The 26509-nt window shown below is 66.4% G+C and carries 23 protein-coding genes; 13 read left to right on the forward strand and 10 right to left on the reverse strand.

The features are described from left to right. The first annotated feature begins 80 nt into the window (after positions 1-80). The 5 genes from GJV37_RS02985 (at position 81) to GJV37_RS03005 (ending at position 2742) form a co-directional block, all read left to right on the forward strand. Positions 81-239, forward strand: a complete 159-nt coding sequence (locus GJV37_RS02985) for a DUF3309 family protein (protein WP_017522017.1) — start codon at positions 81-83, stop codon at positions 237-239. 208 nt (positions 240-447) lie between these two features. Beyond that, positions 448-747: a hypothetical protein gene (locus GJV37_RS02990; protein WP_024763450.1), complete on the forward strand. Its 300-nt coding sequence runs from the start codon at positions 448-450 to the stop codon at positions 745-747. 168 nt (positions 748-915) lie between these two features. Next, entirely contained in the window at positions 916-1728 is an 813-nt protein-coding gene (locus GJV37_RS02995; RefSeq protein WP_038803310.1) for an SDR family oxidoreductase, read from the forward strand. A gap of 229 nt (positions 1729-1957) precedes the next feature. Further along, positions 1958-2383 (forward strand): hypothetical protein, encoded by a 426-nt coding sequence (locus GJV37_RS03000; RefSeq protein WP_024766159.1) that lies wholly within the window; start codon positions 1958-1960, stop codon positions 2381-2383. Between the two features lie 29 nt (positions 2384-2412). Continuing rightward, positions 2413-2742, forward strand: coding sequence for a YnfA family protein (locus GJV37_RS03005; RefSeq protein WP_024766158.1), 330 nt, complete (start codon positions 2413-2415; stop codon positions 2740-2742). A gap of 41 nt (positions 2743-2783) precedes the next feature. Here the strand turns inward: GJV37_RS03005 and GJV37_RS03010 are convergent, their stop codons facing one another. From GJV37_RS03010 to GJV37_RS03025, 4 genes are all read right to left on the reverse strand, one after another. Beyond that, on the reverse strand, positions 2784-3014 hold the full coding sequence (locus GJV37_RS03010) for a YheU family protein (protein WP_193452132.1): 231 nt from the start codon (positions 3012-3014) through the stop codon (positions 2784-2786). A gap of 59 nt (positions 3015-3073) precedes the next feature. After that, positions 3074-4294 carry an osmoprotectant NAGGN system M42 family peptidase gene (locus GJV37_RS03015; RefSeq protein ID WP_024766156.1) on the reverse strand — a complete coding sequence of 407 codons (1221 nt, stop codon included), beginning with the start codon at positions 4292-4294 and terminating at the stop codon, positions 3074-3076. Continuing rightward, complete coding sequence (gene ngg, locus GJV37_RS03020) at positions 4291-6090, reverse strand: N-acetylglutaminylglutamine synthetase (RefSeq protein ID WP_037009261.1); 1800 nt, start codon at positions 6088-6090, stop codon at positions 4291-4293. Before ngg ends, GJV37_RS03015 begins: the two co-directional genes overlap by 4 nt. Positions 6091-6160: 70 nt before the next feature. After that, positions 6161-7930 carry an N-acetylglutaminylglutamine amidotransferase gene (locus GJV37_RS03025; RefSeq protein WP_169889898.1) on the reverse strand — a complete coding sequence of 590 codons (1770 nt, stop codon included), beginning with the start codon at positions 7928-7930 and terminating at the stop codon, positions 6161-6163. 132 nt (positions 7931-8062) lie between these two features. Here GJV37_RS03025 and GJV37_RS03030 point away from each other — a divergent pair, with 132 nt between their 5' ends. Continuing rightward, complete coding sequence (locus tag GJV37_RS03030; protein WP_024766153.1) at positions 8063-8551, forward strand: MarR family winged helix-turn-helix transcriptional regulator; 489 nt, start codon at positions 8063-8065, stop codon at positions 8549-8551. A gap of 3 nt (positions 8552-8554) precedes the next feature. Here GJV37_RS03030 and GJV37_RS03035 read toward each other — a convergent pair whose 3' ends face one another. Together GJV37_RS03035 and mnmC are read right to left on the reverse strand one after the other, a co-directional pair. Further along, positions 8555-9304, reverse strand: coding sequence for a sulfite exporter TauE/SafE family protein (locus tag GJV37_RS03035; protein WP_084357508.1), 750 nt, complete (start codon positions 9302-9304; stop codon positions 8555-8557). 55 nt (positions 9305-9359) lie between these two features. Continuing rightward, complete coding sequence (mnmC, locus tag GJV37_RS03040; protein ID WP_193452133.1) at positions 9360-11327, reverse strand: bifunctional tRNA (5-methylaminomethyl-2-thiouridine)(34)-methyltransferase MnmC2/FAD-dependent 5-carboxymethylaminomethyl-2-thiouridine(34) oxidoreductase MnmC1; 1968 nt, start codon at positions 11325-11327, stop codon at positions 9360-9362. Positions 11328-11436: 109 nt separating this feature from the next. On the opposite strand from mnmC, the gene pap reads away from it, so the two are divergent. Continuing rightward, the gene (pap, locus tag GJV37_RS03045) at positions 11437-12942 is read left to right on the forward strand and encodes a polyphosphate:AMP phosphotransferase (RefSeq protein WP_024766150.1); all 1506 of its coding nucleotides are present in this window, start codon (positions 11437-11439) and stop codon (positions 12940-12942) included. A 437-nt stretch (positions 12943-13379) separates the two neighbouring features. Here the strand turns inward: pap and lapD are convergent, their stop codons facing one another. Beyond that, positions 13380-15335, reverse strand: coding sequence for a cyclic di-GMP receptor LapD (gene lapD / locus GJV37_RS03050; RefSeq protein WP_024766149.1), 1956 nt, complete (start codon positions 15333-15335; stop codon positions 13380-13382). Between the two features lie 11 nt (positions 15336-15346). Further along, positions 15347-16048, reverse strand: a complete 702-nt coding sequence (gene lapG / locus GJV37_RS03055) for a cysteine protease LapG (protein WP_045210266.1) — start codon at positions 16046-16048, stop codon at positions 15347-15349. 208 nt (positions 16049-16256) lie between these two features. Between lapG and GJV37_RS03060 the strand changes: the two genes are divergently transcribed. Genes GJV37_RS03060 through GJV37_RS03075 form a run of 4 tightly spaced genes read left to right on the forward strand, consistent with a single transcriptional unit; the run spans position 16257 to position 22657 of the window. Continuing rightward, complete coding sequence (locus GJV37_RS03060) at positions 16257-17402, forward strand: efflux RND transporter periplasmic adaptor subunit (protein ID WP_205346128.1); 1146 nt, start codon at positions 16257-16259, stop codon at positions 17400-17402. Further along, the gene (locus tag GJV37_RS03065; protein WP_193452134.1) at positions 17399-20494 is read left to right on the forward strand and encodes a multidrug efflux RND transporter permease subunit; all 3096 of its coding nucleotides are present in this window, start codon (positions 17399-17401) and stop codon (positions 20492-20494) included. Before GJV37_RS03060 ends, GJV37_RS03065 begins: the two co-directional genes overlap by 4 nt. A gap of 46 nt (positions 20495-20540) precedes the next feature. After that, the gene (locus GJV37_RS03070) at positions 20541-21233 is read left to right on the forward strand and encodes a heavy metal response regulator transcription factor (RefSeq protein ID WP_024766145.1); all 693 of its coding nucleotides are present in this window, start codon (positions 20541-20543) and stop codon (positions 21231-21233) included. Beyond that, positions 21230-22657: a heavy metal sensor histidine kinase gene (locus tag GJV37_RS03075; RefSeq protein WP_169889894.1), complete on the forward strand. Its 1428-nt coding sequence runs from the start codon at positions 21230-21232 to the stop codon at positions 22655-22657. The genes GJV37_RS03070 and GJV37_RS03075 overlap by 4 nt, the downstream gene beginning before the upstream one ends. Before the next feature lie 77 nt (positions 22658-22734). Here GJV37_RS03075 and GJV37_RS03080 read toward each other — a convergent pair whose 3' ends face one another. Together GJV37_RS03080 and GJV37_RS03085 are read right to left on the reverse strand one after the other, a co-directional pair. Beyond that, complete coding sequence (locus GJV37_RS03080) at positions 22735-23133, reverse strand: YbaN family protein (RefSeq protein ID WP_024766143.1); 399 nt, start codon at positions 23131-23133, stop codon at positions 22735-22737. Positions 23134-23184: 51 nt separating this feature from the next. Then, positions 23185-23772, reverse strand: a complete 588-nt coding sequence (locus GJV37_RS03085; protein WP_024766142.1) for a UPF0149 family protein — start codon at positions 23770-23772, stop codon at positions 23185-23187. Positions 23773-23968: 196 nt separating this feature from the next. On the opposite strand from GJV37_RS03085, the gene recQ reads away from it, so the two are divergent. Together recQ and GJV37_RS03095 are read left to right on the forward strand one after the other, a co-directional pair. Next, entirely contained in the window at positions 23969-26113 is a 2145-nt protein-coding gene (gene recQ / locus GJV37_RS03090) for a DNA helicase RecQ (protein ID WP_024766141.1), read from the forward strand. A 103-nt stretch (positions 26114-26216) separates the two neighbouring features. Continuing rightward, positions 26217-26489 carry a hypothetical protein gene (locus GJV37_RS03095; RefSeq protein WP_024766140.1) on the forward strand — a complete coding sequence of 91 codons (273 nt, stop codon included), beginning with the start codon at positions 26217-26219 and terminating at the stop codon, positions 26487-26489. Positions 26490-26509 lie beyond the last annotated feature (20 nt).

Here is a 26509-nt window from a genome sequence, read left to right on the forward strand (position 1 = left end):
GCCCGGTCGGAACACATAAGCGCTGGCCAATCGCATCCCGCGAGCCATCGCCCCTCGTCGACTGAAAGAGGAGAGACGATATGGGACTCGGGACCATCCTGTTGATCATCCTGATCTTGATGCTGATCGGCGGCCTGCCGGTCTTCCCGCACTCGCGCAACTGGGGTTACGGCCCGTCGGGCGTCATCGGTGTCGTACTGGTCGTTCTGCTGGTGCTGTTGTTGCTCGGACGTATCTGACCGAGTGGATCGGCGTGACCCGTTAAACCCCTCACCCCAGCCCTATCCCAGTGGAGAGGGCTGGGGTGAGGGGAACACCCGACCACGGAGGCCCCAGGTAAGTCGGTTTTTGTCACCGCGCTGATACGCCACAGGGTGATTCGTCGCACAGCCCGCTGGGGAGGCCTGTACTAACATACTGGGCCTTTGCCATCAGGGAGTCGTAGGGATGCTGGGCGTTGTACTGGTTGTGCTGGGCGTGGTGTGGTTGCTCGTCCAGTGCGGGCTGGGCCTGCCGCCGTTGGCCGAAGCCATGACCCTGGACCCGGTGGTTGACCCCGACCGCTATTGGCAATTCGTTTTCCTCGGTCCGGCGCTTCCGGTGGCGCTGGGCGTCTTCCTCCTCCGCTACCGTATCCAGGGCTTTGCCCAGCTCAAGCGCGAACGTATCAACTGCGCTGCCCACCTGCTCGTCTCCGCCGGCATCGCCCTGGTGCTGGGCAAGCTCTGCGTGCTCGCCCAGGCCTGACCCTGCAAGCCGTGAATCACTAGTGCGCCGGCGGTTTGCCAGGGGCATTCAGCGCCCTGATTTCACCGCTGATGGTCGAAAGCCTTGGTTACACTTCGGGCCACAGTCGTCGACAGATCCTCGTCGACCACCCGTCCCGAACAAGACAAGAAAAGGCAGACCTCCCTTATGCAAAATCGCATCATGATCACCGGCGCCGGTTCCGGCCTCGGACGCGAAATCGCCCTGCGCTGGGCCCGCGAGGGCTGGAAGCTGGCGCTGGCCGACGTTAACGAAGCAGGCCTGCAGGAAACTCTCAAGCTGGTGCGCGAGGCTGGCGGCGACGGCTTTACCCAGCGCTGCGACGTGCGCGACTACAGTCAGCTGACCCAGCTGGCGCAGAACTGCGAAGAGAAGTTCGGCGGCATCGACATCATCGTCAACAATGCCGGCGTCGCTTCCGGCGGCTTCTTCAGCGAACTGTCGCTGGAGGACTGGGACTGGCAGATCTCGATCAACCTGATGGGTGTGGTCAAGGGCTGCAAGGCCTTCCTGCCGCTGCTGGAAAAGAGCAAGGGCCGCATCATCAACATCGCCTCCATGGCCGCGCTGATGCAGGGCCCGGCGATGAGCAACTACAACGTGGCCAAGGCCGGTGTGGTGGCGCTGTCGGAAAGCCTGCTGGCCGACCTCAGCCTGGTGGACGTGAAGGTCCATGTGGTCTGCCCGTCGTTCTTCCAGACCAACCTGCTGGACTCCTTCCGCGGCCCCAGCCCGGAAATGAAGACCCAGGTCGGCAAGCTGCTGGAAAGCTCGCCCATCAGCGCTGCCGACATCGCCGACTACATCCACCAGGAAGTGGCCCGCGACGTCTTCATGATCCTGCCTCATGAACAGGGTCGCATGGCCTGGCAGATCAAGCAGCAGAACCCCCAGGCGCTCTACGACGAGATGGCCAAGATGGCGGAGAAGATGCAGGCCAAGCGCCGCAGCCTTTCCTGATTTTGCCCTCTTTCGGTGCAATGAAAGACAGGGCTTGCCCAGGCCGGTGCAAAGGGTTAGTTTTAGTCACCGGCCTGCCTGGCTGATGTACGTTGGACCCCGGTAAAAGCCCCGCGAATGTCGCGGGGCTTTTGCTTTTTCGGGCTACCGCCCAGCTCTTGGGATTCGTGCTTTGCGCATCGTCGGGCCTGTGTTAGAAGGCTCCGGTGTCATTGAAGGAAGAACCCGCTTGCACTGTGAATCCATCGTCTATGGCTGCATCCGCGACTGGCCCGGCGACTCGATGGAGCGCCGCCTGCGCCGCGCCGCCAACCGCAAGGTCCTCGACAGCCTGCCCATGGGCGAGGCCTGGCCGTTCCTGGGCCGCGAAATGTTCAGCCGCTGCGAGACCGAAGGCGCGGGCCTGTACCAGTCCCAGGTGATCCATTTCGGCGCCAGTTACCAGACCATCGAGTACGAGTGGAAACTCTGGGTCGAACAGTTCGAAGCGCTGTTGCGCCGCCTTTACTGGGCCAGTGCGGTGGTGCACCTGGAAACCGAGGTCAACGGCAGCCACACTTTCCGCTGGGAATCCGAGAATGGTTTCCACAGCCCGCGCGAAGGTGAGCTGAAAGTGCGTTGCGCCTGGGAGCGCGAGGGCGGCCTGCGCGGCTGATGGCGCGCCTCCCGTTACGGAAAGCATCTATGATCAATTACCTCTGGTTCGTCCTCGCCGCGTTCTGCGAGATCGCTGGCTGCTACGCCTTCTACCTCTGGCTGCGCCTGGACAAGAGCGCCCTGTGGATCATCCCCGGGTTGCTCAGCCTGACGCTGTTCGCCCTGCTGCTTACCCGCGTCGAGGCGAACTATGCCGGACGCGCCTACGCGGCGTACGGCGGTATCTATGTGGCCGCGTCGCTGTTCTGGCTGTCCTTCGTGGAAAAGAGTCGCCCGCTGTGGAGCGACTGGGTCGGCGTGGCGCTCTGCGTGATCGGCGCCAGCGTGGTGTTGCTCGGGCCTCGTCTCGCGCCGTGATCTGAGCGGGATCGACAGCTGCAGGAGTTCCTGACGCTCTATCAGTCCTCCAGCCACTCCCTCGGCACTTCGCTTTTCAGCATCAGCTGGCACTGCTGGCTTTCCGGGTCGAAGACGATCACCGCCTCGCCGCGCTTGAGCGCATGGCGCGCGCGCTCTAAGCGCACGTCCAGGGGCGTGTCGTCGCCGTTGTCGGTGCCTTCGCGGGTGACGAAGTCTTCCAGCAGGTTGTTCAGGGTGTCGGCTTCGATCAGATCGTAAGGAATCAGCATGGCGGAGTACTCGGAATCGCAGCGCGGGATTGTAGTCCCGCGATGCGGTGAGTGCAGCTTCAGTTCTTGCCCTTATCCGAGTCCTTGCCCCGGTCGCCGCTGTCGGTGCTGTCGATCAGGTCGTCCACCGGCGGTACATGGGTGGTGCTTTCCATGTGCACCGGGTGCTCCAGTTGCTTGCTGAAGCGCTCCAGCGTGCCCTCGCTGGGTTCGGCGTCGCTGTCGAAGACCGGCGGGCTGAGCAGGTAAGCAGTCAGCAGTTTCGATAGTGCGGCCAGGCTGTCGATATGGGTGCGCTCGTAGCCATGGGTGGCGTCGCAGCCAAAGGCCAGCAGCGCTGTGCGGATGTCGTGGCCGGCGGTGATCGCCGACTGCGCATCGCTGTGGTAGTAGCGGAACAGGTCCCGGCGCACGGCGATCTCGTGGCGCTCGCCCAGGCGCAGCAGGTGCCGGGACAGGTGGAAATCGTAAGGCCCACCGGAGTCCTGCAACGCCACGCTGACCGCATGTTCGCTGGAGTTCTGCCCCTCGGCCACCGGCGCGATATCGATGCCGACGAATTCGCTCACATCCCAGGGCAGCGCACCGGCCGCGCCGGAGCCGATTTCTTCGGTGATGGTGAACAGTGGGTGGCAGTCGATCGGCGGCACCTGGCCGGCTTCGACGATGGCCTTGAGCGAGGCCAGCAGTGCGGCCACGCCGGCCTTGTCGTCGAGGTGGCGGGCGCTGATGTGGCCGCTCTCAGTGAACTCGGGCAGCGGGTCGAAGGCGACGAAATCGCCGATGGCCACGCCGATGGATTCGCTGTCGGCACGGCTGGCGGTGTAGGTGTCCAGGCGCAGCTCGACGTGATCCCAGCTGATCGGCAGCGTATCCACCGCGGTGTTGAAGGCGTGCCCGGAGGCCATCAGCGGCAGCACACTGCCGCGGAATACGCCGTTCTCGCAGAACACCGTGACCCGGCTGCCCTCGGCGAAGCGGCTCGACCAGCAGCCCACCGGCGCCAGGGCCAGGCGGCCGTTGGGCTTGATCTCGCGGACGATGGCGCCAATGGTGTCCAGGTGCGCCGAGACGGCGCGGTCCGGGCTCTTGCGCCGGCCCAGCAGGGTGGCGCGGATGGTCCCGCGGCGAGTCATCTCGAAGGGCACGCCGATCTCCTCCAGCCGTTCGGCGACGTAGCGCACGATGGTGTCGGTGAAACCGGTGGGGCTGGGGATGGCGAGCATTTCCAGCAGCACGCGCTGCAGGTAGTTGAGGTCGGGTTGTGGCAGTTGGGTCATGCCGGGGCCTCTTCGTTGGGGTGAGGCTGATCACGGTTGTCGCGATGCAGGAGTTCGCGGCTCAGCGGGAAGAGCAGGTCGACGAAGCGTTCGGCGGTCGGCTGCGGCTCATGGTTGGCCAGGCCGGGGCGCTCGTTGGCCTCGATGATCACGTAGTCCGCCTGGTCGGCCTCGGTGACCAGCAGGTCGAGGCCGGTGACCGGAATCTCCAGCGCTCGCGCGGCGCGGATGGCGGCGTCGGCCAGGGCCGGGTGCAGGCGCTCGGTGACGTCTTCCAGGGTGCCGCCGGTGTGCAGGTTGGCGGTGCGGCGTACGGCCAGGCGTTGGCCGCTGGGCAGCACATCGTCGTAGCTGAAGCCGGCGGCGGCCAGGGTGCGCTCGGTCTCGCCGTCCAGCGGGATGCGGCTTTCGCCTCCGGTCGCAGCCTGGCGCCGGCGGCTCTGCGCCTCGATCAGCTTGCGGATGCTGTGCCGACCATCGCCGATCACCTCGGCGGGGCGGCGAATGGCGGCGGCCACCACTTCGTAACCGATCACCACGATGCGCAGGTCATTGCCGGGGTGGTAGCTCTCGAGGATGACGCGGGTGTCGAACTGCTTCGCGTGGGCGACGGCGCTCTCCACCTCCTCGGCCGTGCGCAGGTCCACGGCGACACCCTGGCCCTGTTCGCCGTCCACCGGCTTGACTACCAGCGCGCCGTGTTCTTCGAGGAATGCCGCGTTGTCTTCGGCGCTGGCGGCCAGGCGTTGCTGCGGCTGGCGCAGGCCGGCGCGGTCGAGGGCGCGGTGGGTAAGGGTCTTGTCCTGGCACAGGCTCATGCTGACGGCGCTGGTGAGGTCGCACAGCGACTCGCGGCAGCGAATGCGTCGGCCGCCCTGGGTGAGGGTGAAGAGGCCGGCGTCGGCGTCCTGCACCTGCACCTCGATGCCGCGTCGATGGGCTTCGTCGACGATGATTTTCGCGTAGGGATTGAGTCCCTTTTCCGGGCCGGGGCCAAGGAACAGCGACTGGTTGATGCCGTTCTTGCACTTCACTGCGAAGGTCGGCAGTTCACGGAAGCGCAGCTTGCGGTACAGCGACTTGGCCTGCTGGTTGCCGTGCAGCACCGACAGGTCCAGATAGGCCAGCCCGCGGCTCATGAAGTGTTCGATCAGGTGGCGTACCAGCGCTTCGCCGACGCCGGGCCGGCTGGACTGCGGGTCCACGGCCAGGCACCAGAGGCTGGAGCCGCCTTCGGGATCGCGGAAGGCCTTGGCGTGGTTGATGCCCATGACGGTGCCGATCACCGTGCCGGTCTCGGCGTCTTCCGCCAGCCAGTAGGCCGGGCCGCCCTGGTGGCGCGGGGTGACGTTTGAGGGATCGACCGGCAGCATGCCGCGCGAGAGGTAGAGGCGGTTGATCGCCGTCCAGTCGTCGTCGCTGTGCACGCGGCGGATGCGGAAGCCGCGGAAGGGGCGGCGCGCCGGGCGGTAGTCGGTGAACCACAGGCGCAGCGCGTCCGAGGGGTCGAGGAAGAGTTGCTGCGGGGCGTGGGACAGCACCTGCTGTGGCGCGGCGACGTAGAGGGCAATGTCGCGCTCGCCGGGTTGTTCGTTGAGCAACTCGGCCGCCAGCTTGTCCGGGCTGGAGAAGGTATGGCCGATCAGCAGGCGGCCCCAGCCGCATTGCAGGATCAGCGGGCCGTGGCTTTCCGCGTGGTCGCCGGCGAAGCGCGCCTGCAGGCGCTCGTAGGTCGGCGTCTGGCCGCGCAGCAGCCTCTGGTTGTGGGGATGGGGCAGGTTGGAATGGGGTTTCATCGTGCGCTCCCTGATAAGCATCTGTCCTGGGCTGTGGGGAAGGCGGCGCCACGCACGGCGCCGCCGGGCTCTAGAGGCCTTGTTCCGTCAGCCAGAGGTTGAGGGCCGCCAACTGCCACAACTTGGAACCGCGCAGCGGAGTGAGGTCGCTCGCCGGGTCGCTGAGCAGGCGGTCGAACATCGCCGTCTCGAACAGTCCACGGTCCTGGCTCGGGTCCAGCAGCAATTCGCTGACCCAGGCGCGGGTATTGCCTTGCAGGTGCTTGAGGCCGGGCACCGGGAAGTAACCCTTGGGCCGGTCGATCACCTCGCTGGGGATGACCTTGCGCGCGGCGGCCTTGAGCACCTGCTTGCCGCCGTCGCCAAGCTTGAAGCGCGACGGGATGCGTGCCGACAGTTCCGCGACGCGGTAGTCGAGGAACGGCACGCGGGCTTCCAAACCCCAGGCCATGGTCATGTTGTCCACGCGCTTGACCGGGTCGTCGACCAGCATGATGGTGCTGTCCAGGCGCAGCGCCTTGTCCACCGGGTCGGTCGCGCCGGGCTGGGCGAAGTGGTCGCGGACGAATTCGCTGGCCACGTCCTCGACCCGCATCGCCTCGCGGACGGTGTCCAGGTACTCGCCGTGGCTGCGATCGAAGAAGGCCGCGCGGTAGGCCTGTAGCGGGTCCTTTGCGCCGGCCACTTTCGGGTACCAGTGGTAGCCGGCGAACAGCTCGTCGGCGCCCTGGCCGCTCTGCACCACCTTGCAGTGCTTGGAGACTTCCCGCGAGAGCAGGTAGAAGGCGATGCAGTCGTGGCTGACCATCGGTTCGCTCATGGCGCGGAAGGCCGCCGGCAACTGCGAGATGACTTCGTTCTCGTCGATGCGCAGTTGGTGGTGGCGGGTGCCATAGCGTTTCGCGATCAGGTCCGAGTACTGGAACTCGTCGCCGCGCTCGCCGCCGGCATCTTCGAAGCCGATGGAGAAGGTCAGCAGGTCTTCGACGCCGGCTTCGTGGAGCAGGCCGACCAGGAGGCTGGAATCGACACCGCCGGAGAGCAGCACGCCAACCTCGCGGGCAGCGCGCTGGCGCACGCTCACGGCGTCACGCAGGCTGCTCAGCAGGCGGTCTTCCCAATCGTCCAGGGTCAGCTCGCGCTCATTGGGCAGCGGGCCGTAGTCCAGGGACCACCAGCGCTGGCGCTCGGTGTGGCCGTCGGCGTCGATGCTCATCCAGGTGGCCGGCGGCAGCTTCTGCACTTCGGCCAGCAGGGTGCGCGGCGCGGGCACCACGGCGTGGAAGCTCAGGTAATGGTTGAGTGCCACCGGGTCCAGCGCCGGGTCGATATCGCCGCCCTTGAGCAACGCCGGCAGGCTGGAGGCGAAGCGCAGGCGCTTGCCGGTCTGTGACAGGTACAGCGGCTTGATGCCGAGACGATCGCGGGCGATGAACAGGCGCCGTTTGTCGCGTTCCCAGATGGCAAAAGCGAACATGCCATTGAGGCGGGGCAATAGTTGTTCACCCCAGGCGTGGTATCCCTTGAGCAGCACTTCGGTGTCGCCACCGGAGAAGAAGCGGTAGCCCAGTGCTTCGAGCTCCTGGCGCAGCTCGGGGTAGTTGTAGATGGCGCCGTTGAAGACCAGTGACAGGCCCAGGGCGGTATCGATCATCGGCTGACCGGAGGCTTCAGCCAGGTCCATGATCTTCAGCCGCCGATGGCCCAGGGCCACCGGACCTTCGCTATGGAAACCCCAGGCGTCGGGGCCTCGCGGGGCCAGGTGATGGGTGATGCGTTCGACTGCGGCAAGGTCCGCAGCCTGTTTATCGAAACGTAACTCTCCTGCTATTCCGCACATGTCCTTACCGGATCTCCGTTGGGGATGAAGTGGGTGGCGTCTCACGGACGCCTTAGGGGATGACCCGTCGATCCGGCGAGAGTTCTATTTGATTTCATTGAGGAAAAATGACGGAGCAGCAGGTGGACTGACATGGCTGACAGCAAGACTTCGATGCGCAACGCCCACGCACTCTCGATGTTGCAGGCCCTGCGGCGCCTGCAACAGGCGGCGGAGGTGCACTCCAAGAGCCTGGGCCGGGATGGCGAACTGACGCCGCTGCAGTTGCTGATCCTGCAGGTGGTGGAGTTGGAAGGGGAAATAACCGCTGGTCAGCTGGCGCGGCACGTGGCGCTGTCCCAGTCGTCGCTTTCCGGTGCACTGGCCCGGTTGGAGAGCAAGGGGCTGCTGACGCGGCGGCGCGACGATGGTGATCGCCGCAAGCAGTGGATGAGCCTTGAAGCCGATGGCCGCAAAGCGCTCAAGCACAGCCCGGCGCTATTGCCCGAGCACGCCCTGGAGCGCTTCGCCGGGCTGCCCGAATGGGAGCAGCACGCGATTCTCGCCGGGCTGTTGCGCGCGGCCGAGCTGTTCGAGACGCCGGGGAGCGGCGTCGAGGAAGAAGAGGAAGAAGAGTTCTGAGCGTCAGCTCATCAGTTTCTGTGCCGCCAGGGACAGGCTGACCGCCACCAGCATCAGCGCGAACAGGCGCTGCAACGTCGCGCCGCCCAGGCGCACCGCCAGGCGATTGCCGAACAGCACGCCCAGTGCACCGCCCGCCGCCAGGCACGCCAGCAAGGGCAGCGGTGGCTGTGCGTGGGTCAGATAAAGCAGGAATCCACCGCCGGACACCAGCGCGATCACCGCCATGGACGTCGCGGTTGCCGCCATCATCGACAGCGGCGTGAACCACAGCAGCCCCGGTACGATCAGGAAGCCGCCGCCCACACCCATCAGGCCGGACAGCACTCCCACCGCCAACCCCACCGCAAGCAGCGGACCGTTGCGCGTCGGCAGTTCGGACACGCGCGGCTGGCTGGAGCCCTGCCACATGCGCCAGGCCGACCACAGCACCAGCACGCAGAAGCCGATGATCAGCCAGCCATCGGGCACGAACTTGCCCAGCCACTGGCCGATGGCGTTGCCCGGCCAGCCGGTGATCACCAGCCAGAACAGCGGCTTCCACGCCACCTGGCCCTGCCGCGCGCGCGGCACCGCGCCAATGGCTGCCGACAGCGCAACGGCGCCGAGGCTGACGCCGATGGCATCGTGCAGCGGCAGGTGCAGGCTGAGGAGCAATGGCAGCGCCACCAGCGAACCGCCGGCGCCGGTCAGGCCCAGCAGCAGCCCGAGGATCAGGCCGATGGCGGAGGATTCAAGCAGCAGTGCATCCATGTCGGTGGTCCGCTCTGGAAGCTGGTCGCGGTCCTGTCGCTGGACCGCGAGATGATCAGGCGTTCTTCTGGCCGCGCACGATGTCGCGCAGGAAGAAACGGTTCGGGTGGCAGGCCTCGGCCACGGCACGGGGCAAGGGTAGCGGTTCGTCGTCGATCCAGGCAGCGAGCAACTCGCCAGCCAGCGGCGCGGTGACCAGCCCGCGGGAGCCGTGGGCGCTGTTCAGGTACAGGCCGTCGAGCCAGGGGCACGGAGTTTCCGGCACCTGGCGCGCATCCTTGCCCAGTACAGCGTAAGCGCTGGCGAAGGCTTCGCGGTCGGCCAGCGGGCCCACCAGTGGCAGATAGTCCGGCGTGGTGCAGCGGAAGGCGGCGCGGCCCTGCAGAGTTGCCGGGTCGAGCTGGGCGATGTGCATGCGTTCGCTCAGGTCTGTGGATATCTCCGCCAGCAGGTCGAGGTTGCCCAGGTGTTCTGCCAATGATGGCTCAGTGTCGTCTCGCTTGAATTCGAAACTGGCGCCCAGGGTGTGCTCGCCGTGACGCGGCGGGGCGACGTAGCCCCCGGCGCAAACCACGGTACTCAGCGCGGCGCTGTCGGCGGTGGCCGGCACACGGGTGATCTGCCCGCGAATGCGCTTCATCGGCAGGCTCGATGCGCCTTCGAAGCGGCGCACCTCGGCGGCGGTGGCAAGGATGGCGACGGGCGCGCTGGCAAGTTTCGCGTCGCCGCTCCAGGCGCTCCAGCCATCGGCTTCGCGTTGCAGGCGGACTTCCTCGCCGGCCACCACGCGGATGTTCGGATGCTGCGCCAGGTGCCGGCACAGGGCCGGCGGATGTACCCAGCCACCTTCGGGATAGAACAGCCCACCGGCGGGCAGGCCGACGCCAGCGAGGGTTTCTGCCTCAGCCTTGTCCAGCAGGCGCAGCAGCGAGCCGGGGAAGGCTTCGGCGAGCTTCGCCTGGCGGCCGGCCTCGGCTTCATCGAAACCCAGTTGCAGCACGCCGCAGTCGGACCATTCCTCGCCTTTCTGCAGACGCTGGATCAGCCGTCGCGAATGGCCAAAGCCGCTGACGATCAGCCGTGACAGTGCGGTGCCGTGGGCAGACAGCTTGAGATAGAGCACGCCCTGGGGATTGCCCGAGGCTTCCTCGGCAAGGCTGGCATGACGCTCGATCAGAGTCACCTGCCAGCCGCGTGCGGCGAGACTCGCGGCGCTGGCGCAACCGGCCATGCCGCCGCCGATCACCAGGGCTTGGCGCGTTCCCTTCGAGCGAACGGGGCGGGCGTACCAGGGCTTGCCGGTGGGCTGTTCGAGGCCGATGAATTCGCCCTGGGACATCTCCCATTTCTTGCCGAAGCCCAGGGTACGGCGAATCTTGAAGCCGGCTGCGCCCAGTCCGCGGCGGACGAAACCGGCGCTGGTGAAGGTGGCGAGGGTCGTGCCCGGCGCCGAAAGACGGGCCAGCTGCGCATAGAGCGCGTCGTTCCACATCTGCGGGTTCTTCGCCGGGGAGAAACCGTCGAGGAACCAGGCATCGACGCGTGCGTCCAGTTCCGGCAGCGTGTCCAGTACGTCGCCCACCAGCAGGGTCAGCACCACGCGGCCGCCCGCGAAGACGAAGCGCTGGAAGCCGGGATTGATCGCCACGTACTGTTCCAGCACCTGCCCCGACAGGTGCGCCAGCTCCGGCCAGAGGGCGAAGGCGCGGCGCAGGTCTTCAGGTGCTACCGGGTACTTCTCGGTGGTGACGAAGTGCAGCCGTGCATCGCCAGGTGCCAGCGTCTCGAACAATTGCCAGGCGCAGAGGAAGTTCAGCCCGGTGCCGAAGCCGGTCTCGCCAATGCACAGGCGCCCGCCCGCTGGCAGCGCTGCGAAGCGCTCGGGTAGACGGTTGCCGTCGATGAATACGTGGCGCGTCTCGGCAATGCCCGAGTCGCGGGAAAAATACACGTCGCCATAGACGCGGGAAGTGGGCTGGCCGTTCTCGTCCCAGTCGATCTGGGCGCTGCTGATGTCTGGCATGAAGGAAGGCAGGGCAGTGAAACGAAGGCGGCAGTTTAGCTGATCCGTTCCGAGGACAGGCTGCGTCACTTCCGCTACCTTTTACTCACTTCGAGACAAGGAGAGGTGCATGTTCGAATCCGCCGAGATCGGTCATTCCATCGACAAGGAAACCTACGAGAAGGAGGTCGCGGTGCTGCGCGAAGCCCTGCTCGAGGCGCAGTACGAGCTCAAGCAGCAGGCGCGCTTCCCGGTGATCATTCTGATCAACGGCATCGAGGGCGCCGGCAAGGGCGAAACGGTGAAGCTGCTCAACGAGTGGATGGATCCGCGCCTGATCCGGGTGGAAAGCTTCCTCCAGCCCACCGACGAGGAACTCTCGCGGCCGCCGCAATGGCGTTTCTGGCGCCGTCTGCCGCCCAAGGGAACGACCGGCATCTTCTTCGGCAACTGGTACAGCCAGATGCTCTACGCGCGGGTCACCGGCGAGATCAAGGACAGCCAGCTCGATGGCCTGATCAACGATGCCGAGCGTTTCGAGCGGATGTATTCCGACGAGGGTGCGTTGATCTTCAAGTTCTGGTTCCACCTCTCCAAGAAGCAGCTCAAGGAGCGGCTCAAGACACTGGAGAACGACCCGACGCGCAGTTGGCAGCTCTCCGAGATCGACTGGAAGCAGAGCGAGGTCTATGACAAGTTCGTGCGTTACGGCGAGCGCGTGCTGCGCCGCACCAGCCGCGACTACGCGCCCTGGTACGTGGTGGAGGGTTCCGATGAGCGCTACCGCAGCCTGACGGTGGGCCGCACCATCCTCGAGAGCCTGCAGGCCGCACTCAAGCGAAAGGACCGCCCGACCCCGCAGCCCCATGCGGCGCCACTGGTCTCCAGCCTGGACAACAAGGGGCTGCTGGATGCGCTTGACCTGAGCCTGTCGCTGGACAAGGACCAGTACAAGGAACACCTGGCCAAGCAGCAGGCGCGCCTGGCCACGCTGATGCGCGACAAGCGTTTCCGCAGCCATTCGCTGATCGCCGTGTTCGAAGGCAACGACGCCGCCGGCAAGGGCGGCGCCATCCGCCGCGTGACTGATGCGCTGGACCCACGCCAGTACCGCATCGTGCCGATCGCCGCGCCCACCGAGGAGGAGCGTGCGCAGCCCTATCTGTGGCGTTTCTGGCGGCACATTCCGGGGCGGCGGCAGTTCACCATCTTCGACCGTTCCTGGTATGGCCGGGTCCTGGTGGAGCGGGTCGAGGGCTTCGCCTCCGACGCTGACTGGTTGCGCGCCTATGCGGAGATCAACGACTTCGAGGAGCAACTGACGAACTACGGTATCGTGCTGGTGAAGTTCTGGCTCTCCATCGACCAGCAGACCCAGTTGGAGCGTTTCAAGGAGCGCGAGTCGATTCCCTTCAAGCGCTTCAAGATCACCGAGGAGGACTGGCGCAACCGCGACAAGTGGGACCAGTACGTGGATGCGGTGGGGGATATGGTCGATCGTACCAGCACCGAGATTGCGCCCTGGACGCTGATCGAGGCCAACGACAAGCGTTATGCGCGGGTGAAGGTGCTCAAGACGATCAATGATGCGCTGGAGGCGGCTTACGGAAGCGCGAAGAAGGGCAAGAAGGACTGACGTTTGGTGTAGGAGCGAGCTTGCTCGCGAATGCGGCCTTCAAGGCCTGCTCCGGCGTTTGCCCTTGTGTAGGAGCGGGCTTTGTCCGCGATGTGTCTGCCTAGCTTTGAGGTTTCCAGCGCCGCTTCAGCGTGCGCTGCGACTTCTCGTTTCGCCCCCTCGGGCGACCCACTTTGGCAAACGACGGATGGCCGCCCCATCCAAAGTGGGCAAAGGTCTTGCCCCGGACATCCGGTTTTTCGCTTGGGCGAAAAATTCCCTCGTCGAATCGAAGTTTCAACGAGGCCTCCTGAACGGGGCGGTTCGGAGTGCTCGGCTGTTTTTCTGGAAGTCTTTGAAGTGTCAGAGCCTGAGACAGGGGTTGCGAGCTCTTCGTAAAAGCGAGCTTGCTCGCGAACTGACTCCGCAGCGGGCTCTGTTCGCGAGCAAGCTCGCTCCTACAAGGTGTTCTTCTGCGACGGCTTCGGCGCGCCAATGAGTCGCCCCATCGCCCCGGCAATCCCCATCTCCCGCAGCACCTGCAGCTCGCCCTCGGTCTCGACCATCTCCGCGATCAGCGGCAGGTCGATGCTGTTGGAAGCCCGGTACATGGCCTCGATGAACAGGCGCTTGTCGTTGTCCTGGTCGATGGCACGGATGTAGCTGCCGTCGATCTTCAGGTACGCAAGACCCAGGCGGGTGAGGTTGCCGATCAGGCTGAAGCGCCCGCCGAAGTGCTGCAGGCCGAGCTTGGCGCCGACTTCCTGGACAGACTGGGCGAGCTTCTCCAGCTCGGCCGGCGGCGGCAGGTAGCGTTCGTCCACTTCCAGCGTCATCAGTTGCGCTTCCTGCGGGTGGGCACGCAGGATTTCGAAGAGCTGGCGCAGGGGCTCGGCGCTGCGCACGGTTTCCGCCGAGAGCGACAGGGCCAACGGTGCCGGTTGCTGGGCGAGGTGGGCGAGGGCGTGTTCGAGCATCGCCAGGTCGAAACGCGCCGACCAGCCGAATCGCTCAATCCAGGGCAGGAATTGCCCGGCGGCCACGGCCTCGCCCTTGGGATCGAGCAGCCGCGCGAGGACCTTCTGGTGCAGCAACTCGCCGTTTTCCGCGCAGGCGCGCACGGGCTGGAACCACAGCTGCAGCTTGCCCTTCTGCAGGGCGTCGTCGAGCCAGTCGCGCCAGGCACGGGAGTCCTGGGCAGGCTGGCTGCCGGAGCTGTCCAGGCGTTGCCAGGTGCGGTCCGGAGTGGCCTGTGCCTGGGCCAGTGCCTGGTCGGCGCGCGACAGCACGCCAGCGGAGGGCTCGCCCGGTCGGAAGGCCGCCAGGCCCAGATGCGCCACCGGCGTGCAATCGCTGGCGCCCGTGCCGCGCAGGTTTTCCAGGGCGGCACTGAGTTCGTCCGCCAGATGCTCTGCACTGGCGCTGTCCAGGCCGGGCGCCAGCAGGGTGAATTCGCCGCCGCGACTGCGCGCGGCCAGCCAGTCCGGCGTGCCGTGCTGCTCGCGCTCACGTTCCAGCAACTCGGCGACGTCGCGGATCAGCGCGTCGGTGCGCTGTCCGCCGAGACGCTGGTTGAGCCCGGCCAGGTCGTTCAGGCGCAGCAGCAGCAGGTAGCCAGCGGCGTTCTGCTCGCTGGGCGAGAGCTGCGCATCCAGCCGCGCGTCGAACAGGCGACGGTTGGCCAGGCCGGAAAGGCTGTCCTGGTAGGCCTCCTCGCGCAGTTTCTCGCTGCGGCTGGCTTCTTCGGCGAACAGGGCCTTGAGCTTGTCGACCATCTGGTTCATCGCCTGTACCACGCGCCGCAGCTCCGGGGTGCGCGGTTCCCTGGGCAGGGTGAGGAATTCGCGGCGGGTGATGGCGTGGGCTTGCTGCACCATCTGGTCCAGAGGCTTCAATTGGGTGCGCAGCAGCCAGCCGCCAAGGATGGCGCTGACCAGCCCGCAGGCCAGCAGCCAGGCGAGGCTGCCCAGCGCACCGTCCCACAGCTTGGCCAGGGCGAACTGCGGATGGCTGACCACCTCGACCCGCGCGGCCTGTTCCCAGCCGCGCATGATCAGCGCGTCGCCGCCCTGGGCCTTGAGGTTGACCAGCTTGGCGAACCAGGCCGGCACCTGTTGGTTCTGCGTGTCGCTGTCGCGCTCGACGATGACCTTGCCCTCGGGAATGCTCACCACGCGGATGGTGGCGAAGTAGCCGGAGTCGAAGATCGAGCTGACCATCAGCTCGATCATCGCCGGGTCGTCCACGTGCGGGGTGAGCGACAGGCCCAGCGCGGTGGCCGCATCCTGGGCATGGGAGCGCAACTGGCCGATCAGTTGCTCGCGGGAGCTTTCTAGGCTGGCGGCGAAGCTGCCGGCGAAGGCCACCACGAGGAACAGGCAGATCGCCAGGAACAGTTGCTTGAGCAATGACATGCCGGGTTCTCCTATCGCGTCTCGTCGAGGTCCAGGCCCTCGGCGCGCATCTTGGTCAACAGGTCCTGCCAGCGCGACAGCTTCTTGCTGTCGCCGGTGCGCTTGCCGCCGCCGGGGCCGGGCAGCCACAGCCCCTCGGCGTTGAAGGCGTAAACGGGCAGGAGGTCCTTGCGCTGGGAGGCGGGCTTGATCTGCGGGATCAGGTTGTCCAGCACCAGCGGTTCGGCAGTGGGGGAGGCGTAGTAGGTGAGCACCATGTGCGCCTGGTTCTGCTGCAGCGCCTTGACGTAAGTGATGCGCAGCTTGTCGCTGGCGACCCCGAGGCGGCGCAGGGTGACGAACTTGGCGATGGAGTAGTCCTCGCAGTCGCCGGCGCCCTTGTAGAGCGATTCCACCGGGGTGGCCCAGTAGTCCTCCTGGTGCCAGACGGTGCGGTCGTCGGTGAACACCAGCGCGCCATTGAAGAAGGCGTTGACGGCCTTGAGCTTGGCCATCTCGTCGAGATTCTCGCTGTCGGCGATCAGGCGGCCCCAGGATTCGATGCGGGTCTTGGCGGTGCCGAGGTTGCCGTAGCGCTGCTCGGCGTTCTTCAGGATGGTGTCGAAGTTCCAGGCGGCGCCGGCGCTCAGCGCGAGGAGCGCGAGCAGCAGCACGCCGGCCCGCAGACGCAGCGGGCTGGCGAACAGCCAGAGGGCTCCTCGGGGTGGCTGCATCGCCAGCGCTCCATGTGGGATGTGTGGAGTCTAGGCGCTCTTCGAGAACTTGCGCCGGCCTATCGCCATTAGGCGCAAAGCCCCGCTGTACGGGGCTTGAAGACGAAACTGACAGGATTGTCATTTAAGGGTCAGCGTCCGGTCCCGGCTGCTGGCTTATAACCCCAGGATGCGGCCGCTGTGGCCGATCCAGACGCAGGAGAGCGGGATGCAGGGGCAACGGCGGGTTTGGCTGGCGGCAGGGTTGCTGGGGGTGACGGCGCTGGGAGCAGGCATCTGGAGCTTTGCCGGCCGGCACGAGGCGCCGCAGGCCGCAGCCCAGCCAGCCGGCATACCGGTAACCCTGGCGCGAGTGGCCCGCGAGGACCTGGCGCAGAACCTCGACGGCGTTGGCACCGTTACCTCGCTGGCCAGCGTGCTGGTCCGCCCACAAGTGGAAGGCCAGCTCACCGCGTTGCTCGTCGAAGAGGGGCAGATGGTCAAGCAGGGCGAGCTGCTGGCGACCATCGACGACCGCGCGATCAAGGCTGCGCTGGAGCAGGCCGAGGCGACCAAGCAGAGCAACCAGGCGCAGCTGCGCATCGTCGAGCAGGACCTGGCGCGCTACCAGACGCTGATCCAGCGCGGCTCGATTTCCCGGCAGACGGTGGAGCAGAGCGAGGCCGAAGCCGCTCGCCTGCGTGCCACCCTGCGCGGCAACGACGCCACCATCGACGCCGAGCGCGTGCGCCTGTCCTACACCCGGATTACCTCTCCGGTTGCCGGCCGCGTCGGCATTCGCAACGTGGATGTCGGCAACCTGCTGCGCACCAACGACAGCAGCGGCCTGTTCACCGTCACGCAGATGTCGCCGATCTCGGTGGTCTTCGCCCTGCCGCAGGAAAGCCTGCCCAAGTTGCAACCGCTGATGAGCAGCGATTCCCCGGTCGTGGCGCGCAGCCGCGACGGCGGCCAGTTGCTCGGCGAGGGCCGCCTGCGCAGCATCGACAACCAGGTGGCCGCCAGCACCGGCACCATCCGTGTCCGTGCGGTTTTCGACAACAAGGACGGCCAGCTCTGGCCGGGGCAGTTCGTTGCCATCGACCTGCAGTCCGGCGTGCTGCACAACGGCCTGGTGCTGGACAGCCGCGCCGTGCGCCGTGGCCTGGACGGTGCCTTCGTGTTCCGCATCGAGGACGGCAAGGCGCAGAAGGTGCCGGTGCGCATCGTCGCGGAAGTGGACGGGCGCACCATAGTCGAGGGCCTGGCGGTGGACGATGAAGTGGTGCTCGATGGCCATTCCCGCCTGACGCCCGGTGCACTCGTGGAGGTGCAGGGCGACGTGCAGGCCCTGGCCCGCCGGAGCGAGCCGTGAGCGTGCGCGCCGGCATGTCCGGCTGGTGCGTGCGCCACCCCATCGCCACCTGCCTGCTGACCATCGCCTCGCTGCTGCTCGGGCTGCTGGCATTCTTCCGGCTTGGCGTCGCGCCGTTGCCGCAGGTGGATTTCCCGACCATCCAGGTCCAGGCCCTGCTGCCCGGCGGCAGTCCGGAGACCATGGCGTCGTCGGTGGCGACCCCGCTGGAAGTGCAGTTCAGCGCCATTCCCGGCATCACCCAGATGCTTTCCACCAGCGCCCTGGGCTCGACCACCCTGACCCTGCAGTTCGACCTGGACAAGAACATCGACGTCGCCGCCCAGGAGGTCACCGCCGCGATCAACGCCGCCGCCGGCCGGCTGCCGGCAGACATGCCGAACCTGCCGACCTGGCGCAAGATCAATCCGGCGGACAGCCCGATCATGATCGTGCGGGTGAACTCCGAGCTGATGCCGCTGATAGAGCTGAGCGACCTGGCCGAAGTGCTGCTGTCGCGCCAGCTCAGCCAGATTGCCGGGGTGGGGCAGATCTTCGTGGTCGGCCAGCAGCGCCCGGCGATCCGCATCCAGGCTCAGCCGGAGAAGCTCGCGGCGTACCGCCTGACCCTGGCTGACCTGCGCCAGTCGCTGCAATCGGCGAGCATCAACCTGGCCAAGGGCGCGCTGTTCGGCGACGGTCGCGTGTCCACCCTGGCGGCCAACGACCAGTTGTTCAGCCCCGACGAATACGGCGATCTCGTCGTCGCTTACCGAGCGGGCGCGCCGGTGTTCCTGCGCGACCTGGCGAAGGTGGTGAAGGCACCGGAAGACGACTACGTGCAGGCCTGGCCGGATGGCCGGCCGGGCGTTGCGCTGGTGATCCTGCGCCAGCCCGGCGCGAACATCGTCGAGACCTCCGATGCCATCCAGGCCGAGTTGCCACGCCTGCGCGAGATGCTGCCGGCGGGCGTCGAGGTGGAAGTGCTCAACGACCGCACCCGCACCATTCGTGCCTCGCTGCACGAAGTCGAACTGACCCTGCTGCTGACCATGGGGCTGGTGGTGCTGGTGATGGGGCTGTTTCTCCGCCAGCTGTCGGCGACCCTGATCGTCGCGACTGTCCTGGGGGTGTCGCTCAGCGCGAGTTTCGCGGCGATGTATCTGCTGGGCTTCACGTTGAACAACCTGACGCTGGTGGCGTTGATCATCGCGGTGGGCTTCATCGTCGACGATGCCATCGTCGTGGTGGAAAACATCCACCGCCATCTGGAGCAGGGCAAGGATCGGGTCGAGGCGGCGCTGGCCGGCGCCTCGGAGATCAGCTTCACCGTGGTCTCGATCAGCTTCTCGCTGATCGCCGCATTTATCCCGCTACTGTTCATGGGCGGCATCGTCGGTCGGCTGTTCCGTGAGTTCGCCGTCAGCGTCACGGCCGCCATCCTGATTTCCGTGCTGGCCTCGCTGACCGTGGCGCCGATGCTTGCCTCGCGCTTCATGGGCAAGCCGAAGCATGGACATGATGACGGCGGCATCGCCGGCTGGCTGCTGGCGCGCTACGCGAAGGGGCTGGACTGGTCGCTCAAGCACCAGCGCACCGTGCTCGCCGGCTTCGTGGTCTGCGTGGCCGTTGCGGTGGCCGGTTATGTCGGGATTCCCAAGGGCTTCTTCCCGTCCCAGGACACCGCCTTCATCTTCGGTACCACCCAGGCCGCCGAGGATATCTCCTATGCCGACATGGCCGAGAAGCACAAGCAACTGGCGGATATCATTGCCGCCGACCCTGCCGTGCAGAGCTACAACCACGCCATCGGCATCACCGGCGGCAGCCAGAGCCTGTCGAACGGGCGCTTCTGGATCGTGCTCAAGGACCGCGGCGACCGCGACGTATCGGTGGACGAGTTCATCAACCGCATCCGGCCCAAGCTGGCCAAGGTGCCGGGCATCGTTCTCTACCTGCGTTCGGCCCAGGACATCAACCTTGCCACCGGCCCGGTGCGCACCCAGTACCAGTACGCCCTGCGCAGTAACGACAGCGCGGCACTGGCACTCTGGGCGGATCGGCTGACCCAGCGGCTGAAGGAGGAGGGCGGCCTGCAGGACGTGTCCAACGACCTGCAGATGGGCGCCAGCGTGACCTCGCTGCAGATCGATCGAGTGGCGGCGGCGCGTTTCGGACTGTCCGCCGAGGATGTCAGCCAGACGCTCTACGATGCCTTCGGCCAGCGCCAGGTGGGTGAGTTCCAGACCGAGGTCAACCAGTACAAGGTCATTCTCGAACTGGATTCCCGGCAGCGTGGTCGCGCTGACAGCCTGGCGTGGTTCCACCTGCGCTCGCCGCTGACTGGCGAGATGGTCCCGCTGGCGGCGCTGGCGCGGGTCGTGCCGGACAAGTCCGGGCCACTGCAGATCAACCACAACGGCATGTTCCCGGCGGTGACCCTGTCCTTCAACCTGTCGCCGGGCGTGGCCCTGGGCGATGCCGTGAGTCTCGTCCAGCGCGTGCAGCAGGAGATCGGCATGCCGTCCAGCATCAGCGGCGAGTTCCAGGGCGCGGCGGCGGCCTTCCAGAGCTCGCTGGCGAGCCAGCCGCTGCTGATCCTCGCGGCGTTGTTCGCGGTCTACGTGATCCTCGGCGTGCTCTACGAGAGCTTCGTGCACCCGCTGACGATTCTTTCCACCCTGCCTTCGGCAGGCATCGGCGCGGTGTTCCTGCTCTGGGGTTGGGGCCTGGAGTTCTCGGTGATGGCGCTGATCGGCCTGGTGCTGCTGATCGGCATCGTCAAGAAGAACGGCATCCTGATGGTCGACTTCGCCCTGGCTGCGCAACGCCAGCGCGGGCTGTCGCCTTACGATGCGATCCGCGAGGCGTGCCTGGCGCGCTTCCGGCCGATCATGATGACCACGCTGGCCGCGCTGCTCGGCGCGATCCCGCTGATGCTCGGCTTCGGCACCGGCTCGGAACTGCGCCAGCCGCTGGGCGTGGCGGTGGTGGGCGGGCTGATCTTCAGCCAGGCGCTGACCCTGTTCAGCACCCCGGTGGTGTACCTGGCGCTGGACCGTATCTTCCACCGCCCGCAGCCTGCGCCGGTAATCGCCGGAGGTGCGGCATGAAGCGCGGCTGGGTAGCATGGCTGGACGCGGCGAACGGAGGGCCGGCATGCGCGTACTGATTGTCGAAGACGAGAGCAAGACCGCCGATTACCTGCAGCGCGGCCTGAGCGAGCAGGGCTTCACCGTGGACGTCGCGGCCAACGGCATCGACGGCCGGCACCTGGCGCTCAACGGCGAATACGACGTCATCGTGCTCGACGTGATGCTCCCCGGTATCGACGGCTACGGCGTACTGCGCGCGTTGCGCGAACAGCGGCAGACGCCGGTGATCATGCTCACCGCCCGCGAGCGTGTGGAAGACCGCGTGCGCGGCCTGCGCGAGGGCGCCGACGACTACCTGATCAAGCCGTTCTCCTTCCTCGAACTGGTGGCGCGCCTGCAAGCGCTGACCCGCCGTGGCGCGCACCTGGAAAGCGCCACGCAGATGCGCATCGCCGACCTGGCCATCGATCTGGTCAGCCGCCGCGTGCAGCGCGGCGGCACGCGCCTGGAACTGACTGCCAAGGAATACTCGCTGCTGTGCGTGCTGGCCCAGCGCAGCGGCGAAATCCTCTCCAAGACGGCCATCGCCGAGCTGGTCTGGGACATCAATTTCGACACCGATACCAATGTCGTCGAGGTCGCCATCAAGCGCCTGCGCGCCAAGCTCGACGGGCCGTTCGACACCAAGCTGCTGCACACCATCCGCGGCATGGGCTATGTGCTGGAGAGCCGCACCGTGCAGGAGCGCGAAGCGTGAAAGGCCTGTCGCTGTCGACGCGCCTGGCCGGCATGTTCGCCGTCGCCGCACTGGGCATCTTCCTGCTCATCGGTTCGGCCATCTATTGCGTGCTCGATGCGCAGATCGAGCGCCTGCAACGCTCGGAGCTGGACACCCGTTTCAACATGGTCGCGCGCATGCTCGACAAGCCCGACCTCGCCGAGCGCTGGCCGCACATGCAGCTCAAGCTCAACACCCTGAGCCAGGAGTACCAGTTGATCCGCTTCTGGATCGACAGCGACGACGCGCGCTTCCGCTACGGCAAACCCAACGAGACGGTCAACCGGATGCTCGGCACCGGGAACGGCTATGCCGAGCTTGAGCTGCCCGAACACGACGCACCGCTCTCCGCCCGTGTCGGCCGCCTGCCGGCCAGCGATGGACGACCGGCGCTGGTGCTGCTGGCGGCGATCGACAGCGTGGCATTCAAGCACGCCCGCGAGGCGACGCTGGTGACGCTGTTCGTGCTCTCCGCGCTGGGGATCGCGCTGGCGACCTTGTGCGGCCACTGGATTGCCCGCGTCGGTTTGCGGCCGCTGCACGAACTGTCTGCCGAAGCGAGGCAGATCAGCCCCCGCCAGCTGTCCCAGCGGTTGCGCCTGGCCGGTTTGCCGGCGGAGCTTTCGGCGCTGGCCGGTGCCTTCAACGAAGCACTGGACCGGCTGGAGCAGGCTTATCTGCGTCTGGAGTCGTTCAACGCCGACGTCGCCCACGAACTGCGCACGCCGTTGGCCAACCTGATCGGCCAGAGCCAGGTCGCGTTGTCCCGCGAGCGCAGCGCACAGGATTACGAGGAGGTGCTGCAGTCCAATCTGGAGGAGCTGGAGCGCCTGCGTGCCATCGTCAACGACATGCTGTTCCTCGCCCGTGTCGACCAGGGCGGGCTGGCTGCCGAAAGGGTGGAAACCTCACTGGCGGCCGAGGTGGCGACGACGCTGGACTTCCTCGAGGTGATCTTCGACGAACAGGGCGTGCAGGTGAATCTGCGCGGCGATGCGTGGGCCTGCGTCGAGCGCGCGCTTTTCCAGCGCGCGGTGACCAACCTGCTCTACAACGCCGCCCAGCACACTGCACCGGGCGGGCGCATCGACGTACGCCTGAGCGGCGAGCGCGGCGCCGCGCTGGTGGAAGTCAGCAACCCTGGCGAGCCGATCACCGCCGAGCAACGCGCGCGGCTGTTCGAGCGCTTCTATCGCGCCGACATGGCACGCGCCAACAGCCAGAGCAACCATGGGCTGGGGTTGTCCATCGTCAAAGCGGTGGCGAGCATGCACGGCGGCTCGGTGTTCGTGCGCAGCGAGGGCGGGGTGAATACCTTCGGCTTTACGGTGGATGGGGTGGGGCCAGTCGGGCCGGCGCAGGATGATCAGCAGGATGTGACGGGCGAAGTGGTGCCAGTCTGAAGGCTTCAGTGCTCGGGCAATAGCCCTCTCCCTTCCGGGAGAGGGCTGGGGAGAGGGTTTTCGAGCCCGCAGCGGACTCAATCCAGGCGCCGCGTCTTCGTCCGAATCAGGTAGATGCTCACCAGCGTCGCACTGGTCAGCATGAACGCCCAGGCCCAGGGGCGCTGCACGATGAACCCTGAAATGAGGATGCTGCACCACATCAGGCCGATGGCGTAGACCTTGCCCTTGAGCGGGATGCCTTCGCCGTCGAGGTAGTCGCGAATCCACGGGCCGAGTTTCGGGTGATTCACCAGCCAGTCATAGAAGCGCTGGGAGCTGCGCATGAAGCAGGCGGCGGCGAGCAGCAGGAAAGGCGTGGTGGGCAGCACCGGCAGGAAGATGCCGATCACGCCCAGTGCCACGCTGAGCCAGCCGATGCCCAGCAGGCAGTAGCGAACCCAGGCGTGACGGCTTTGGCGGATTTCTCGTGGCATCGACGTACGCGTAGCGAATCCGGAGCCGCGTTGCGCGGCTCCGGCAGTGGATCAGTGGGTGCGGGGCTTGAGCAGGGCCGGTTTTTCTTCCGGGGCCTGGCACAGCAGGAACAGGTTGGTCAGCAGTTCGGGAATCTGCGCGACCATGTCATCCACCAGTCCGCGGTCGCTGGCGATCTCGTCGAACTCGGGTTGTTCGTCGAACAGGCCGGAACCGACCATGATCGGCAGCAGCAGCTCGCTGACTTCTTCCTCGGCCTGCTCGAACCACACCGCTTCACGCAGGAACACGCCTTCCATGAAGCCGATGCACCAGCCGCGGATGTCGGAGTCGTCCGGCTCGTCGCCCAGGTAGGGTTCGCAGGGCAGCTCCAGCTCTTCGTCACCGGCCATCTGGCGGATGATGTGCGCCTTGAGCTGGAGCAGGGTCGATTCGATTTCGTTGCGCTCTTCCTCACTGCGGTAGTGCGGCGGCTCGGCAAACAGGGCGTCGATCCACTCGCGCTCCGGCACTTCCTCCGGGCAGATCGCCAGGGCGGTCAGGTAGCCGTGTGCCGCCACGTAGTCCAAGGCTTCCTCGTGCAGGTCATCGGCATCGAGAAAGACTTGCAGGCGGGACAATTGGTCGGCGAAGGACATCGGGTACTACCTCGGAGGTGATCGGTCCCGAATTGTAGTCCTTCCGGGGGCCCGCGGCAAAAGCCAAATGCCCGTGCAGCCTGAGCCGACGCGGGGTTCGGACGCATGTGACGGATTTTTCCGCAGTTTCCCGGACAAGGTGCCGGCCGTGGGCGGACGGCTTGCGTATAATGCGCGGCTTCATTCGGAGTCCCCCATGCTCGATCAGGCACTGCGCATCCTCAAAGACGTTTTCGGTTACGACGCCTTCCGCGGCAATCAGGCGCGGATCATCGAGCGCGTGGCCAGCGGCGGCGATGCCCTGGTGCTGATGCCCACCGGCGGCGGCAAGTCGCTGTGCTTCCAGGTCCCGGCGCTGCTGCGCGACGGCCTGACGGTGGTGGTCTCGCCGCTGATCGCGCTGATGGAAGACCAGGTCGCCACACTCGACGAACTGGGCGTGCCGGTGGCGGCGCTGAACTCCTCGTTGAGCCCCGAGGCCCAGCGCGAAATCGCCGCTCGCCTTCAGCGTGGCGAAATCAAGCTGCTTTATCTGGCGCCCGAGCGCCTGGTGCAGCCGCGCATGCTGGACTTCCTGCAGCGCCTGGAGATCGGCCTGTTCGCCATCGACGAGGCGCACTGCGTGTCGCAGTGGGGCCATGACTTCCGTCCCGAGTACCTGCAGCTGGGCCAGCTCGCCGAGCTGTTCCCGCACGTGCCGCGCATTGCCCTGACCGCCACGGCGGACATGCGCACCCGCGAGGAGATGATCCAGCGCCTGCACCTGCAGGACGCCGAGCAGTTCCTCTCCAGCTTCGACCGGCCGAACATCTTCTACCGCATCGTGCCCAAGGAGCAGCCGCGCAAGCAGTTGCTGGGCTTCCTCGCCGAGCGCCGGGGCGATGCCGGCATCGTCTACTGCATGTCGCGCAAGAAGGTCGAGGAGGTCGCCGAGTTCCTCTCCGCCCAGGGCTTCCCGGCGCTGCCTTACCACGCCGGGCTGTCCAACGACCTGCGCGCCTATCACCAGAAGCGCTTCCTCAACGAGGAAGGGCTGATCATGGTCGCCACCATCGCCTTCGGCATGGGCATCGACAAACCCAACGTGCGCTTCGTCGCGCACCTGGACCTGCCGAAAAGCCTCGAGGCGTATTACCAGGAAACCGGCCGCGCCGGCCGTGACGGCCTGCCCGCCGATGCCTGGATGGCCTACGGCCTGCAGGACGTCTTGCTGCTGCGGCAGATGATGCAGAACTCCGAGGGCGACGAGCGCCACAAGCGCGTCGAGCGGCACAAGCTCGAAGCCATGCTGGCGCTGTGCGAGGAAACCCGCTGCCGCCGCCAGGCGTTGCTGGCCTATTTCGACGAGGTGATGCCCAACCCCTGCGGCCATTGCGACATCTGCGTCGATGGCGTGGAGACCTGGGACGCCACCGAGCCCGCGCGCCAGGCGTTGTCGGCCATCTACCGCAGCGGCCAGCGCTATGGCGTCGGTCATCTGGTGGACGTGCTGTTGGGCAAGGACACCGAGAAGGTGCGCAGCGTCGGCCACCAGCACCTGGCGGTATTCGGCATCGGCAAATCCCGCGCCGAGGACGAATGGCGCACGCTGTTCCGCCAACTGGTCGCCCGTGGCTTCGCCGATGTGGACGTCGACGGCTTCAATGGCCTGCGCCTGACCGAGGCCTGCCGTCCGTTGCTGCGCGGCGAAGAGACGCTGGCCCTGCGCCGTGATCCGAAGCCGCAGCGCAACAAATCGTCCTCTTCTGGCGGGGCCAGTTCGGCCAGCCAGCTGGTGCGCCAGGAAGAGCGCGAGATGTGGGAAGCCCTGCGCACCCTGCGGCGCAAGCTGGCGCAGGAGCACTCGGTGCCGCCCTACGTCATCTTCCCCGATGCGACGCTGCTGGAGATGCTGCGCAGCCAGCCGACCACGCTCACCGCCATGGCTCAGGTCAGTGGCGTCGGCGCGCGCAAGCTGGAGCGCTACGGTCAGGCCTTCCTCGACGTGCTCACCGAGTCCGAGGCGGCGCCCGCCACCCCGGCACCGGTGGCCGACCTCAGCCACGAACTGGTCACCCTGGCCCGCGCCGGCATGACCCCGGCGCAGATCGCCCGCCAGCTCGATTGCAGCGAGAAGAACGTCTACAGCCTGCTGGCCGAGGCCATCGGCAAGCAGCAGCTGGGCCTGGAACAGGCGCTGGACCTGCCCGAGGAACTGCTCGGTGAAATCCAGGACGCCTTCCTCGACGAGGACGGTGAGCTGCCGCCGGTGACAGCAATCGCCGAGCTGTTCGAAGGCCGCGTCCCGCTGGGCGTTCTGCATTGCGTGCGCGCCGCCCTGCAGGCCGAGCTGGAAGTCTGATCGCGCCGAAATACGGCGTTACAGATGAAATATCAATGTGCCAGCAACGGCGCCTTTTTCCACCAGTCCTATCTGTCAGTACGGAACACTTTCGGAGTGACAGATGGCGAGCTGGGTGCGGGTAGTGGCGGGGCTGCTGGTCGTCGGGCAACTCAGCGGATGTGCCAGTGGTGGCGGGCTGACCGAAGGTGGCAAGAACGCCTTGATCGGCGTTGCGGCGGTCGCGCTGGTAGCAGGGCTGGTCATCATGTCCAAGGACGATGACGACGACGATCGAGACTGCCGCAAGCATCACAATCGCTCCGAGCGCCGCTATTGCAATGGCTCCTACTACGACCACGACCGCTACCGGAACTCCCGTGACGATCGCTGGTGATTGCAAAGCTCCGTCAGTTT

Origin of the sequence: Pseudomonas nitroreducens, assembly GCF_010994165.1 — a bacterium.
Lineage (GTDB): Bacteria > Pseudomonadota > Gammaproteobacteria > Pseudomonadales > Pseudomonadaceae > Pseudomonas > Pseudomonas nitroreducens.